Below are 13,873 nucleotides of genomic sequence, written 5' to 3' on the forward strand. Positions count from 1 at the left end.
AAGCATTATACCGCATGCCGTCTGCAAATTCGGTTTTTTCAGACCGCATATCTTTTCAATGCCACCTGTTCTGCTGCCGTTTTAGCTGCTCTTCTTTCATACTCCCCAGTCAATTATTCCGCAAATACCGCCAACTTTAGCCACAACCGCTGAGACACAAAGTACGCTCTTATCCTAAAGATTACACGCAGCAAAATAACTTTTCACGAGCCGTCATTACCAAACTCCGCAAAACCCATTACCTCAAGCATCATGCACCGAATCAGCTTTCCGGCAGCCTGAAAATCTCCTCAAGCACCGCACGGTATGCCGCCGCTTTCTTTTCCAATGCCAACGGATAAGCACGCGGTCCGGAAGGCAGGCGGTGCAGATGCAATCGGCAGCCGCAGCATTCCGTTTGCACGGATTGTCCGATTTTCGGCGCAACAGTATGCTCCGGCAACAGCGGTACAACGTCTGCGTAGCCAAATCGCCGGTGGTCAATATGTGCGCACAATCAGGCATTTCCGCCAACAGCGATTGCAAATCAACCGCTTGCACAATTTGCAAATACTTATCGGCAGCATTGTTCTGCAAACGCCGGACTTGAACGGCGGTATCATAAACAGCAATTCCCGTCTCCTGCAAAAAGGCGCGGATTGCCGCTTCTTTAAAAGATTTTAATTGCAAATCAATAAAATGGTTTTTGTCACCAAACCAAATCAAACCGAATATCCGCCACATATCGTTTTGGAAATTCGGATAATAAAAATCCATCTTCCAACGCGCCCGAGGCGGCGGAAAAGAGTCGGGCATCAAAACTTTGGCATCCGGCGGAAGAAAAGGCGGGAGGGGGTGGGTTTCGATATCGGTCATCTTGGTTTCTTCAAATGCAGCAGTTCGGCTATATCCGCTTCACCCTGTTGCTCTTTAAGCCGGCGTTGCGCTGCTTGGTAACGCTCATATTCGGCGGCGGCTTTGGCATCCGCCTGTTTTTTGCTGACACGCCCCGCGCCTTGCAGCACATCGCGGTCGTTAAATTGCAGAAACTGGTCTAATTTGTCCGCCCAATCGCGCAGGAAAACCAGTTTTTTACGCTGCGCTTGGTCTTCGGCAAAATCCAGCCACATGGTAACGATACGGTTCAGCTCGCGGATTTCATTTTCCTGCAGATAATTTTTGGCAACGGTAATGTCTTTTTTGTTCAGGCTGCCTGAGTCGGTGTGGGTCAGCCCCATTTGAGGCTTGGCAGCATCGGCACGGCGGTAAATCAGCTCGGCGGCGGTTTGACCGGTAGCGGCAAAATGCAGCTTGTTCTGTATCACTTTGAAAAATTGAGTGGTTTCCTTAAAGCTCGGCTGATAATCCGCCGCCAGCGCAAAAATTTCGCGCACACGCAGATAAATGCGCTTTTCACTGGCGCGGATGTCGCGGATGCGTTCCAGCAATTCATCGAAATAATCCGGCGCAGGCAGGGTGCCGACGGGCGGATTTTTCAAGCGCACATCGTCCAGCACAAAGCCCTTATGAAGATATTCACCCAATGTGCGCGTTGCCCATTGGCGAAACTGCGTGCCGCGGGTGGAACGCACGCGGTAGCCGACGGCGATAATCATCGGCAGGGAATAATGGGCGATTTCGCGACTTACCTGCCGCCCGCCTTCGTTTTGAACTGTCAACTGAAAGTTGACGGTTGCCGCTTCGGACAGTTCACCTTCCGCCAGCACTGCTGCAATATGCTTGCTGATATTTTGCTTGCTGGTCTGATACAACTCAGCCATTTCCGCCTGCGTGAGCCAAAGCTGCTCGCCCAGTTCGCGTAATAAGAATCGGGCTTGACCATCGGCAGTGGTATAGAGAATGATGGTGTTGTCGGTCATCAGGTATTTCCTTTGTTTTCAGAAGGCCTGTGTTCAAGAGGCTTGCGTTTCAAGCTGTCTGAAGGTTATACAGGTATTTCTCCAACATCGTCTGTTTTCAGGCAGGGATTGCAGGTTTTGTTCCAGCGTGGAAGAAAGGGTAGAAGAGGGGCGATTTTGGGCATGTTTTTTGCTTTCAGGAAGCTTTTTCTTTAAACAGGTAGGGTGGGTGTAAACCCACCATTTAAAATTTCAGACGGCATCGGCATATTGTTTGTAATCAAACATACAGAGCAGTTTTTTGTATTCAGTACTTTTTTATCATCAAAATTTTTAAGGTAGTCAATGATTTCATTTTTAGCAAGTTGATCATACCAAATACCCCAAGCAATTGCTCCATTTTTATATGTTGCAGAAATATTTTCATCATCTATGATATTTTGAATAGAGGAGTGCTTATTCTTACAGGATGTTTTTGCATCTTTAATCAAATGTTCTAATTTATATTTTTGTTGTTCTTTTAATCTGTTCTCTTCCGTAATTTCCGCACAAATCCTACTGAACCCATAAATGGGGAAATATTGGGTAGACGTTATTTTCTGCTTATTGATTAAACTTAATATTTGCGAATCTTCTTCCTCAATAATTTTAAAATAGTTAGACATCATTTCAGAAGTTGTTTGGTATTCATATTTAATAGTTTTGCTTGAACCAATAGCAACTACTTTATCACTATTGTTCAAGCTATCCATATCTTCCGTAAAGTTAACTTTAATGCTACCACCCGCATAGATTTCTTTCGCTATTGATTGGAATTTACGAACATCCATTGCTGAAATCGGTAAAGTTAATGACGCAAGGGCCTTATAAATCTGGGAAAAATCATCTGTCTTTATTTTATTAATCCGTATGGTTGCAAATCCTTCTATATCAATATCATGTTCAACAATATCTTGATTTGCGGAACCGGCTTCGTATTCCACAAGTAGAAAATTGCTTCGGATTTTTCTGGCAGTATCAGAATTAGGCTCTACATAGGTAAAAATTGTTTTTAAGATTTCTTTGATGTTTTCATCTCCAACGTTATATCCTAAGAATATAATCGGATTGTGGATAAAAAGAGATAGAAGCTGAGCCCTGATAAGCTCATATTTTTCTTTAAATTTTTCATAATCCGTTTTCGTGATGATGATTTTTGACGGATTATCGACGCATCCGTGTATTTTATATATTGAGCCATAGGGGTTACTTAGAAGAATATCATTACCAATCAGTGGGTTAAATTCAAAAATATCCTGTGCCAATTTGTCATAATTCGTTGTGATAATCGAGCCGACATTCTTTCTTGCTTTTTTCAATTCTTCTAATTCTATATTTGTATTTTTTCTATATTTCAGCTCAGTAAGGAGTTTGGATATATAAATTTTAAACCTGCTTGACGGCTTGCCTAAACGCATGCTGTTAAAAAATTCATTATTTATATCTTGAAAATTTCCATCGGGGTCTTTTTCTAGGACTTCATCAAACTTCTTTTGTAATTCTTCTGCAATTGCTTCGTATTTGAAATTTCCATTTTCCACATTTCGTGATTTTATATTCAGATATTCCCTGTCGTCCCCAAATAAACCAAACGCAATTTTGGATAACAATCCATCCCAAGTATATGAATTCTCTAAATATCTCAAACTCATACCTGCTCCAATAAATAAAACCGGATGGTTTGTATATGTGGACATGAATTCTTGTACATTCATAATTTTTGATTCCTGTAATGTATTTATATTTAAACGGTGGGTTTACACCCACCCTACGAGTTATATTTTTCAGGCAACCGTTTATCTTTTCAACTTCGCAAACGCATCCGCCATCGCGCTGTTTTGCGGGGCTTTTTCCCTTTGCGCTTTGTTTGGCTGTCCGCCGCGTCTTCCGTTTGGCAAACTTGAATTTGCAGACGGCCTGTCGCTGCGTTTGGTTTGCACGCCGGGTTCGTCGTCCAAGCGCATGGTAAGGGCGATGCGTTTGCGGGCGGCATCCACTTCCAGCACTTTCACTTTTACCACGTCCCCCGCTTTGACGACTTCGCGCGGGTCTTGTACGAATTTGTCCGACAGGGCGGAGATGTGGACGAGGCCGTCTTGGTGCACGCCGATGTCGACGAATGCGCCGAAGTTGGCGACGTTGGAAACCACGCCTTCCAAAATCATACCGGGTTGCAGGTCTTTGATTTCGTTGATGCCTTCGGCGAAGGTGGCCGTCTGGAACTCGCCGCGCGGGTCGCGGCCGGGTTTTTCGAGTTCGGCCAAGATGTCGAGGATGGTGGGCAGGCCGAATTGTTCGGTGGTGTAGCCGGCGGGTTTGATTTGTTTGATTTTTTCGCGGTTGCCGATGAGGTCGGCGGCTTTGATTTGCAAGTCGTCCAGCATTTTGGCGACGACGGGGTAGGCTTCGGGGTGGACGGCGGATGCGTCGAGCGGTTCTTTGCCGCCGTTGATGCGCAGGAAGCCTGCGGCCTGTTCGAAGGTTTTTTCGCCGAGGCGCGGTACTTTGAGGAGCTTTTTGCGGCTGTCGAACGCACCGTTTTCGTCGCGGTAGGCAACGATGTTTTGCGCGAGCGTGCTGTTGAGGCCGGAGATGCGGGCGAGCAGCGGGGCGGAGGCGGTGTTCACGTCTACGCCGACGGCGTTCACGCAGTCTTCCACCACGGCATCAAGCGATTTGGCGAGCTGGCTTTGGTTCACATCGTGCTGGTATTGGCCGACGCCGATGGATTTGGGGTCGATTTTGACGAGTTCGGCCAGCGGGTCTTGCAGGCGGCGGGCGATGGAGACGGCGCCGCGCAGGGAAACGTCTAAATCGGGGAATTCTTTGGCGGCGGGTTCGGAGGCGGAATAGATGGATGCGCCCGCTTCGGAAACGACGATTTTGTGTAAGTCCGTTTCAGACAGGCCTTTAATCAACTCCCCCGCCAGTTTGTCGGTTTCGCGGCTGGCGGTGCCGTTGCCGATGGCGATGAGTTTCACGCCGTGCTGTTTAATCAGGCGGGCGAGTGTGGCGAGCATTTGGTTTTCTTGGTGGAGATAGACGATGACGGTGTCCAGCAACTTGCCGGTGTCGTCCACCACCGCGCATTTCACGCCGTTGCGGTAGCCGGGGTCGAGGCCGAGAGTGGGCAGGCGGCCGGCGGGGGCGGCAAGAAGCAGGTCTTTGAGGTTGCGGGCGAATACGGTAATCGCGTCGGTGTCGGCCTGCTCTTTCAGACGGCCCAGGGCTTCGAGTTCGAGCGAAAGGAAGATTTTGGCACGCCATGTCAGGCGCACGGTGTCGCGCAGCCACTTATGGCCGTCTGAAATATTAAAGTGCGCGGCGATGATTTTTTCGTATTCGCTCTGCTCGGTAATCGGGGTTTCGTCAGGCTGGTATTTGAGGGCGATTTGCAGGATTTCTTCGTTGCGGCCGCGCAAAACAGCCAATGCGCGGTGGCTGGGCATGGCGCGTACGGCTTCGCGGTGGTCGAAATAATCGGCGAATTTTCCGCCTTCGGTTTCTTTGCCCGCCACCACTTGCGCGTGGATTTCGGCTTCGTTCCACAGTTTTTCGCGCAAACGGCCGATGAGCTCGGCATCTTCGGCAAACTGTTCCATCAAAATCGCGCGTGCGCCGTCAAGCGCGGCTTTGCTGTCGGGTACGTTTTCGTTCAGATAGGCTTCTGCGGCGGTCTCCACGTCTTGCGGCTGCTCGTCCAACAACCAATCGGCCAAGGGCTGCAAACCGTGTTCGCGGGCAATCTGCGCTTTGGTGCGGCGTTTGGGTTTGTAGGGCAGATAGAGGTCTTCCAGCGCGGTTTTGTTGTCGGTTTCTTCAATGGCCGTCTGCAATTCGGGCGTGAGTTTGCCTTGTTCTTCAATGGATTTGAGCACGGTTGCTTTACGCGCTTCCAGCTCGCGCAGGTAGGTGAGGCGTTCTTCCAAATGGCGTAATTGCGTGTCGTCCAGCCCGCCGGTGGCTTCTTTGCGGTAGCGGGCGATAAAGGGCACGGTGGCACCGTCGTCGAGCATTTCGACGGCGGCGGTGATTTGGGCGGCGGTGGCGGAAAGTTCGGCGGCAAGAATTTGAATAATGTTCATAACTGGTTAGGGTATTGAAAATAGAAAACAGATACGTCCTGTCCGGCATTGTTCCGGCAATCCGCAGCGGATGTCATGCCGTAACCAATACGGTTGGCGTATCGGGCAAATCGAGTAAAACAGCAAGCATAATCAGATTGGCGGTATTTGTCATCTCCGTATGCAGCCGTCTGCAAAAAGCCGTCTGCAAATCCGGAAAATGCAGACGGCCTGTTGGGAAAAGCCGCTCGGGTGGCCGTATCAACCGTATCAACGCAAAACGGTTTTCGCCCAACGGGAAATCCATTGTTTTTGTTTGCTGTCAATCTCGGCCCTGCTCGGAGAGTCGCTGCTTTCCGGTATGCGGGCAAACTTGAATACTTCGGGCAGGGGCGTACCTTTTACGGCAGGATAAACCCACATTTCAGACGGTATTGCCTGCTGCACTTCTTTGCTTTGCAACCATTGCACCAGTTTTGCCGCCAATTCCGGCTGCTTCGCACCGTTCAATACTGCCGCACCTTCCACCTGACGGAATACGCCGCCTTTCAGAAACAAGTTGCCGGTAGGCGGTTCGCTGTATTTTCCTTTGCTGTAAAACACTTCGGCCGCGGGGCTGGTGGCATAGCTGACAATCAGCGGATATGCACCGCCGTTGTGGGTAAAATCGGTGTAGTAAGCGTCGCTCCAGCTCTTGGCAATTTTCACCCCGTTGCCGCGCATGGCCGCCCACCATTTGAATGCGCCTTCCTCTCCCATGCCGCCGATATTGGCCAACAAAAATGCCAATCCGGGGCTGGAGGTTGTGGGGCTGGGCGTTACCAACAGATTTTTATACTGCGGCTTGGTTAAATCTTGCAAAGAGCGCGGCAACGGCAATTTGTGCCGTTCAAACCATTTTTTATCGTAATTCAGCACCACATAAGCATAATCCACCGCCGGTATCGCCGGCATCGCGGCATCCAACGGGCGCGAACGCGGCTGCCCCGCAGCCAGAATACCTGCCTGCCGTGCCTTACCGATACCGGCGTTATCCAATCCGTACACCGCATCGGCAATCGGTTTGGCTTTGCTTAAAATCAGCTTGTTAATCATCTCGTTGCCGCTGCCCACTTTAATCACGGCAACCTTGGCATCATGCTGCCGTTCAAACGCCGCCAAAGCCTGATCCGGCAGAGAAAACGAGCCGTGTACCGCCAAGCGTACCTCGGTTTGCGCCCATGCGCCGGCTGCGGCAAACAACACGGCCAAGCCCGCCAACAATTTCCGTTTCACAATAACTCCTTTGATAGGTTCTTCCCGATTCGGGTATCATCATACCAAATATTTGTCCGCACGAAACCCTACCATGACCCGACCCGTTTGGCTGTTCGACCTCGACAACACGCTGCACCATGCCGATGCCGGTATCTTTACCCTCATCAACCGCGCCATGACCGATTACATCGCAGGCCGTCTGCAAATCGATACTGCCGCCGCCTCGCACCTGCGCCAAGATTATTGGCACAAATACGGCGCAACACTGGCCGGACTGCAAATCCACCACCCTGAAATCGACATCAGCGAATTTCTGCGTGCCAGCCACCCGATTGCCGACCTGCTGGCCGCACTGGTTCCCGTAAACGGCACGGCAGAAACATTAAGCCGTCTGCAAGGACGCAAAGCCGTCTTTTCCAACGGCCCGTCTTTTTATGTACAGGCAATCGTCGGCGCACTCGGTTTGCACAAGCAATTCGACCGCCTGCTGGGTACGGACGATTTCGGCCTGCTCTACAAACCGCACCCGCAAGCCTATCAAACCGTCTGCCGCCTGCTTAGCAGCGCGCCCGAACAATGTATCATGGTGGACGACAGCGCCGACAACCTGCACGCCGCAAAAATACTGGGTATGCAAACCGTATGGTTCAGCGCACACGCCCACAACCTGCCGTTTGTCGACTTTGCCGCTGCCGACATGCACGCGCTGGCAGAATGGGGCATACGCAAAATCGGGTAAGGTAAGTAGGAATAACGCTGCAAATTCATTACAATAAACATAATTTCCCAACACGGCGGATACCGGCATCGGCCGGCTGCCCACCCTCATCATTTTTAGGACACACCATGCGTTACCCAGCCCTGCTTCTCGCCGCCGCCGTCCTTTCCGGCTGCGCGTGGGAAACCTACCAAAATGCCGAAGGCAAAACCACACTGCGCCCGAAATACGAAAAAGGCGCGCGTGTTTACTACCAAGACGGCACATACTCTCCCAATATGAACTACAACCAATACCGCCCCGAGCCGCACGCCGTCAAGCCCGCACCGGACAGCCAACACGAAGTCCGCAGGACAACATGGGAAAAACCCTCAAAATAACCCCTCATGCCGTTTGAAACACACAACCGACACATTTGCAGACGGCATACCGACAGCCCAAACGTAACGAAAGTAACCGAAATGACCCAAAACCTGCACATCGTCATCCTCGCCGCCGGCAAAGGCACGCGCATGTATTCCAAAATGCCGAAAGTGCTGCACGAAATCGGCGGCAAACCAATGGTGGCGCGCGTGATTGACACCGCCGCCGAACTGAATCCCGACAGCATCTGCGTGGTAATCGGCCACGGCAAAGAGCAAGTATTGGAAAAAGTAAAACGCGATGTGGTATGGGTGGAGCAGACCGAACAGCTCGGCACCGGCCACGCCGTCAAAACCGCACTGCCGCACCTGCCGGAAGAAGGCCGCACGTTGGTACTCTACGGCGACGTGCCGCTGACCGATACCGCGACCCTGCAAGCCCTGCTCGATGCTGCGGGCAGCGAAGTCGGCCTCTTGACCGACGTACTCGACAACCCCACCGGCTACGGCCGCATCATCCGCGAAGGCGGAAAAGTGGTTGCCATCGTTGAAGAAAAAGACGCGGATGCCGCACAAAAAGCAGTCAAAGAAACCAATACCGGCATTTTGGTGCTGCCCAATGCCAAACTCGCAGGCTGGCTGAACAGCCTCTCCAGCAACAACGCCCAAGGCGAATACTACCTCACCGACCTGATCGCGCTGGCCAATGCAGACGGCATCGCCGTACACCCCGTACAAGTGCGCGCCTCTCATCTGGCGGCCGGTGTCAACAATAAAGTGCAACTGGCCGAACTCGAGCGCATTTTCCAAACCGAACAGGCGCAAGCGCTGCTCAAAGCCGGCGTAACCCTGCGCGACCCTGCCCGTTTTGATTTGAGAGGCCGTCTGAAACACGGTCAGGACGTGGTGATTGATGTCAATGTTGTGATTGAGGGCGATGTGGAAATCGGCGATGATGTGGAAATCGGTGCCAACTGCGTGATTAAAAATGCCAAAATCGCCTCCGGCAGCAAAATCGCCCCGTTCTCATCATTGGAAGACTGCGAAGTCGGCGAAAACAACGTCATCGGCCCGTACGCCCGTTTGCGCCCGCAAGCGAAACTGGCGGCAGATGTCCACATCGGCAACTTTGTCGAAGTGAAAAACGCCTCCATCGGCGCAGGCACCAAAGCCAACCACCTCACCTACATCGGCGATGCGGAAGTCGGCAGCAAAACCAACTTCGGCGCAGGCACCATCATTGCCAACTACGACGGCGTGAACAAACACAAAACCGTTATCGGCGACGAAGTGCGCATCGGCTCCAACAGCGTTTTGGTTGCGCCCGTGGTCATCGGCAACCGCGTGACCACCGGTGCGGGCAGCGCCATCAACAAAAACGTTGCAGACGGCCGTCTGGCCATTGCCCGCGCCCGCCAAACCGTGATTGAAGGCTGGGTACGTCCGGAAAAGCCCGCCAAATAAACCCTTTGCAGACGGCATAACGATTTGATGCCGTCTGCTTTTCAAACTGCCGGAACACGCGGCACATTGTTAACATTTTGATACTAAGGAACTGAATATGTGCGGTATCGTCGGCGCCATCCGCGCCAACCACAATGTAGTAGATTTTTTAACCGACGGCTTGAAACGTCTCGAATACCGCGGCTATGACTCTTCGGGCATCGCCGTGCACACCGGCGAAAAAATCCGCCGCGTGCGCCGTGTCGGCCGCGTCCAACTCATGGAAGACGCAGCCCGCGAAAAAGGTATCCACGGCCACATCGGCATCGGCCACACCCGTTGGGCGACCCACGGCGGCGTAACCGAGCCGAACGCCCACCCGCATATTTCGGGCGGCATGATTGCCGTGGTGCACAACGGCATCATCGAAAACTTTGAAGCCGAGCGCGAACGCCTGCAAGGCTTGGGTTATGTATTCGAATCGCAAACCGATACCGAAGTCATCGCCCACAGCGTCAACCACGAATATTCGCAAAACGGCGGCGATTTATACGCAGCCGTACAGGCAGCCACCCGAAACTTCCACGGCGCATACGCCATCGCCGTGATTTCGCAAGAAAACACCCAAGAAATGGTGGTGGCGCGCATGGGCTGCCCGCTTTTGGTGGCATTCGGCGAACAGGAAACCTTTATTGCCTCCGACGTATCCGCCGTCATCGCCTTTACCCGCAAAATCTCCTATCTGGAAGACGGCGACATCGCTCTCTTAACCGCAGACGGCATTCAAAAGCTGATTGATAAAACCGGCGCGGAAACCAAACGCGAAGTAAAAATGTCCGAACTGTCGCTGGCCTCACTGGAACTCGGCCCGTACAGCCACTTCATGCAGAAAGAAATCCACGAACAACCCCGCGCCATTGCCGACACCGCGGAAGTGTTCCTCGAAGGCGGCTTCGAGCCGGAAAACTTCGGAGAGAAAGCACGCGGAGTATTCAACGAAATCACCGGCATTAAGATTCTGGCCTGCGGCACGTCCTACTACTCCGCCCTGACTGCCAAATACTGGCTGGAATCCATCGCCAAAATCCCGACCGATGTCGAAATCGCCAGCGAATACCGCTACCGCGACGTGATTGCCGATCCGAAACAGCTGGTCATCACCATTTCCCAATCCGGCGAAACGCTGGATACCATGGAAGCGTTGAAATACGCCCAGTCTCTGGGGCAAACCCACAGCCTGTCGATTTGCAACGTGATGGAATCCGCCCTGCCGCGCGAAAGCGAATTGGTGCTCTACACCCGCGCCGGCGCAGAAATCGGCGTAGCCTCCACCAAAGCCTTCACCACCCAACTGGTCGTACTCTTCGGTTTGGCGGTGACTTTGGGCAAACTGCGCGGCCACGTTTCCGACGCACAGGCACGCCAATACGTCGAAGAATTGCGCCAACTGCCGGGCAGCATCCAGCACGTATTGAACCTTGAGCCGCAAATCGCCGCATGGGCGCAGAAATTCGCCAAGAAAAACAGTGCCTTGTTCCTCGGCCGCGGTATCCACTTCCCGATTGCCCTCGAAGGCGCGCTCAAGCTGAAAGAAATCACCTATATCCATGCCGAAGCCTACCCGGCGGGCGAGTTGAAACACGGCCCGCTGGCACTGGTGGACGAAAATATGCCGGTCGTGGTGATTGCCCCCAACAACGTACTGCTCGACAAAGTAAAAGCCAATATGCAGGAAGTCGGCGCACGCGGCGGCGAACTGTTTGTGTTTACCGACCTCGACAGCAACTTTGCCGAAAGCGAAGGCGTACACGTTATCCGCACGCCGCGCCATGTCGGCGTGTTGTCGCCGATTGTGCACACCATTCCGGTGCAGCTGCTCTCTTACCATGCGGCATTGGCACGCGGTACCGATGTGGACAAACCGCGCAATTTGGCCAAATCGGTTACCGTTGAATAATCAACCTCCGCCGTGATTTGGCGCACAAAGGCCGTCTGCAAATCGAAAATGCAGACGGCCTTTTCGCATTTTCTCTTCTGTATAGTCGAATAAAATAAGAATGAGACAAGGCAGCGAAGCCGCAGACAGTACACATAGTACGGCAAGGCAAAGCAACGCTGTATCATTCTTATTTTAAATGACTATATTTGGGAAAAATCGTGCAGCCAAGCAGCAAATTCCCGTCTGTTGTCATGAAGCAGACCACCACACTCACAATTTTTAACAAACCGCCTTCAAATCAAGTAAAACCCGCGCCGCATTTTTCAGACGGCATCACAAATCCTTTATAATTCCAACTATCCCAACACACACACCCGACCCGACATGGCAAAAAAATTTCCCATCGCCCCGAAAAAACCCGAACGTATTTGCTGGGGTTGCGACAAATACTGCCGTGAAGACGACCTGCAGTGCGGCAACGGCTGCGAACGTATCCAACACCCCATCGAACTCGACGGCTCCGAATGGTACAAACACGGCGACTGGAGCAACCTTCTGAGCGACGAGCAGCAAGTACAACTCGGGCTGAAAACCATTCCGATTGTTGAAGAAAAAGCCACCAAGCCGCACATCAAACTGCCGCTGAAAAACAAAGCCGTCTGAAAACAGGCAGCTTGTTGGCCGCACCGCCAAGCCGTCTGCCCGCCGCCCCGCATACCGCATTTATCGCCTCTGTCCGTTCGGATAAGGTAATTTCTGCTAGAATAAACCCGTTTTCCCAATAAATGCCGCACGCTTTGATATTCCAGTTGGTATTCCACCCAAGCAGCACGAAAACCTCGGCAGACCGGCTATCGGTATGACCTCAACACCAACCATGATGACCCGTCCGCGGCAGACCGTCTGATTTGCAGACGGCCTGGGTACTGCTGCCGATAACGCTTATCCCCAACCACACAACATCAAACCGTTTGATACAGCCCGCGCACGCAAAACTTTTTACGCCCGTTTCCACACATTTGATTGAACCGATTGATCCCATATGAAAACTCCTGTCGAAGAATACCGCAAAGGTCTGCTGTTCGCGCTGGGCTGCTACCTGATTTGGGGCTTGTTCCCGCTTTACTGGTATCCCGTTACCGCCGCACCCATCGATGCCGGGCAAATCATGGCGCAGCGTGTCAGTTGGTCGGCGGTGTTTGCTGTGGCGGTATTGCTGATCATGAAACAGGGAAACGCCTTGTTCAACGTCTTCGCCGACCGCCGTCTGCTGCTGACGCTGGCCTGCTCGGCGGCGGCCATTTCAATCAACTGGCTGGTTTATCTGTGGGCAATTTCCCGTCATTACATACTGGACGCCAGCCTCGGCTATTTCATTTCGCCACTGGTCAACATCGCGTTTGGCCGGATATTCTTCAAAGAAAACCTCAGTCGAACCCAAACCGCCGCCATCGTGCTGGCACTGACCGGCATTATGTGGCTTGCCCTCCCCGCAGGACACGTACCGTGGATTGCATTGATTTTGGCCGTCAGCTTCGGCGTGTACAGTTTATTACGCAAACTCGCCCCGGTGGACGCGCTGACCGGCATGACGGTGGAAACGCTGCTGATGCTGCCTTTCGCACTGGCCTATTTGGGCTATACCGCCATACGGGGAGAATTGGTATTCGGCAGCCTGAACACCCTGCAAACCGCCGTTGTCATCGGCTCGGGGGCGGTTACGGTACTGCCGCTGCTGATGTTCGCCGCCGGAGCCAAACGCATCAGCATGAGCGATTTGGGCATGATTCAGTATTTGTCGCCGAGTATGCAGTTTTTCCTCGGACTGACCCTGTTTGGCGAAACATTCGACCTGCAACGGTTTACCGGCTACGCATGGGTATGGCTGGGCATTGCCGTATATATCGCAGGCGCGGGCATCAAACGCCAGCGTACGCCTGCCAACCGCTGAACATCAACCATACGGCAAAACAACGGCAAATCCGTATCGAAAGCAAACAACAAGATACGTCCTTGCCTTGCCCTGCCCTTACCCTGCTTCCATCTGCTCCAAGTGTGCCAACCAAACGGCAAACCCAAACTGTTGTAAAATCCCATGCGCCAGCCCGCAAAAACAGGATTTATAGCCGATAAACAATATCGAAAATCTAAACTTTCCCAAAGCCAAGCAGGCGCACAGGAATAAAACCTGCTCCGACCGCCGTTTTTGGCCA

12 protein-coding genes are annotated in these 13,873 nt (G+C 52.3%); 6 read left to right on the forward strand and 6 right to left on the reverse strand.

Going from position 1 to position 13,873, the window contains the following annotated elements:
• Positions 1-262: 262 nt before the first annotated feature.
• The 6 genes from EL111_RS10830 to EL111_RS00100 form a co-directional block, all read right to left on the reverse strand.
• The gene (locus tag EL111_RS10830; protein WP_415065277.1) at positions 263-496 is read right to left on the reverse strand and encodes a hypothetical protein; all 234 of its coding nucleotides are present in this window, start codon (positions 494-496) and stop codon (positions 263-265) included.
• Positions 497-851: 355 nt separating this feature from the next.
• Positions 852-1,859 (reverse strand): virulence RhuM family protein, encoded by a 1,008-nt coding sequence (locus EL111_RS00080; protein ID WP_123795777.1) that lies wholly within the window; start codon positions 1,857-1,859, stop codon positions 852-854.
• 191 nt (positions 1,860-2,050) lie between these two features.
• Positions 2,051-3,592, reverse strand: coding sequence for an SIR2 family protein (locus EL111_RS00085; RefSeq protein WP_425325808.1), 1,542 nt, complete (start codon positions 3,590-3,592; stop codon positions 2,051-2,053).
• Positions 3,593-3,673: 81 nt separating this feature from the next.
• Positions 3,674-5,962, reverse strand: coding sequence for a Tex family protein (locus EL111_RS00090; RefSeq protein WP_123795775.1), 2,289 nt, complete (start codon positions 5,960-5,962; stop codon positions 3,674-3,676).
• A gap of 73 nt (positions 5,963-6,035) precedes the next feature.
• A complete protein-coding gene (locus EL111_RS00095; protein ID WP_126325824.1) occupies positions 6,036-6,248 on the reverse strand; it encodes a hypothetical protein in 213 nt (70 codons plus the stop codon).
• Positions 6,212-7,216: a thiamine ABC transporter substrate-binding protein gene (locus EL111_RS00100; RefSeq protein WP_123795773.1), complete on the reverse strand. Its 1,005-nt coding sequence runs from the start codon at positions 7,214-7,216 to the stop codon at positions 6,212-6,214. The genes EL111_RS00095 and EL111_RS00100 overlap by 37 nt, the downstream gene beginning before the upstream one ends.
• A gap of 73 nt (positions 7,217-7,289) precedes the next feature.
• On the opposite strand from EL111_RS00100, the gene EL111_RS00105 reads away from it, so the two are divergent.
• The 6 genes from EL111_RS00105 to rarD all read left to right on the forward strand — a co-directional run bounded on the left by EL111_RS00105 (position 7,290) and on the right by rarD (position 13,611).
• A complete protein-coding gene (locus tag EL111_RS00105) occupies positions 7,290-7,937 on the forward strand; it encodes a pyrimidine 5'-nucleotidase (RefSeq protein WP_123795771.1) in 648 nt (215 codons plus the stop codon).
• A 107-nt stretch (positions 7,938-8,044) separates the two neighbouring features.
• Positions 8,045-8,296: a spore cortex protein gene (locus EL111_RS00110; protein ID WP_123795769.1), complete on the forward strand. Its 252-nt coding sequence runs from the start codon at positions 8,045-8,047 to the stop codon at positions 8,294-8,296.
• Between the two features lie 81 nt (positions 8,297-8,377).
• Positions 8,378-9,742: a bifunctional UDP-N-acetylglucosamine diphosphorylase/glucosamine-1-phosphate N-acetyltransferase GlmU gene (gene glmU, locus EL111_RS00115; RefSeq protein ID WP_123795825.1), complete on the forward strand. Its 1,365-nt coding sequence runs from the start codon at positions 8,378-8,380 to the stop codon at positions 9,740-9,742.
• A gap of 97 nt (positions 9,743-9,839) precedes the next feature.
• Complete coding sequence (gene glmS, locus EL111_RS00120) at positions 9,840-11,678, forward strand: glutamine--fructose-6-phosphate transaminase (isomerizing) (protein ID WP_123795767.1); 1,839 nt, start codon at positions 9,840-9,842, stop codon at positions 11,676-11,678.
• 366 nt (positions 11,679-12,044) lie between these two features.
• Positions 12,045-12,323, forward strand: a complete 279-nt coding sequence (locus tag EL111_RS00130; protein ID WP_123795765.1) for a DUF3079 domain-containing protein — start codon at positions 12,045-12,047, stop codon at positions 12,321-12,323.
• A gap of 379 nt (positions 12,324-12,702) precedes the next feature.
• A complete protein-coding gene (gene rarD / locus EL111_RS00135) occupies positions 12,703-13,611 on the forward strand; it encodes an EamA family transporter RarD (RefSeq protein WP_123795763.1) in 909 nt (302 codons plus the stop codon).
• The last annotated feature ends 262 nt before the right edge of the window (positions 13,612-13,873 follow it).

Source organism: Neisseria animalis (assembly GCF_900636515.1).
Classification (GTDB): Bacteria; Pseudomonadota; Gammaproteobacteria; order Burkholderiales; family Neisseriaceae; genus Neisseria; species Neisseria animalis.

What these genes read in the sequence shown, in the direction of transcription:
- EL111_RS00080 (WP_123795777.1), bottom strand. Translation starts at nt 1,859, where the DNA reads ATGACCGACAACACCATCATTCTCTATACCACTGCCGATGGTCAAGCC.
- EL111_RS00085 (WP_425325808.1), bottom strand. Translation starts at nt 3,592, where the DNA reads ATGAATGTACAAGAATTCATGTCCACATATACAAACCATCCGGTTTTA.
- EL111_RS00090 (WP_123795775.1), bottom strand. Translation starts at nt 5,962, where the DNA reads ATGAACATTATTCAAATTCTTGCCGCCGAACTTTCCGCCACCGCCGCC.
- EL111_RS00095 (WP_126325824.1), bottom strand. Translation starts at nt 6,248, where the DNA reads ATGGATTTCCCGTTGGGCGAAAACCGTTTTGCGTTGATACGGTTGATA.
- EL111_RS00105 (WP_123795771.1), top strand. Translation starts at nt 7,290, where the DNA reads ATGACCCGACCCGTTTGGCTGTTCGACCTCGACAACACGCTGCACCAT.
- EL111_RS00110 (WP_123795769.1), top strand. Translation starts at nt 8,045, where the DNA reads ATGCGTTACCCAGCCCTGCTTCTCGCCGCCGCCGTCCTTTCCGGCTGC.
- glmU (WP_123795825.1), top strand. Translation starts at nt 8,378, where the DNA reads ATGACCCAAAACCTGCACATCGTCATCCTCGCCGCCGGCAAAGGCACG.
- glmS (WP_123795767.1), top strand. Translation starts at nt 9,840, where the DNA reads ATGTGCGGTATCGTCGGCGCCATCCGCGCCAACCACAATGTAGTAGAT.
- EL111_RS00130 (WP_123795765.1), top strand. Translation starts at nt 12,045, where the DNA reads ATGGCAAAAAAATTTCCCATCGCCCCGAAAAAACCCGAACGTATTTGC.
- rarD (WP_123795763.1), top strand. Translation starts at nt 12,703, where the DNA reads ATGAAAACTCCTGTCGAAGAATACCGCAAAGGTCTGCTGTTCGCGCTG.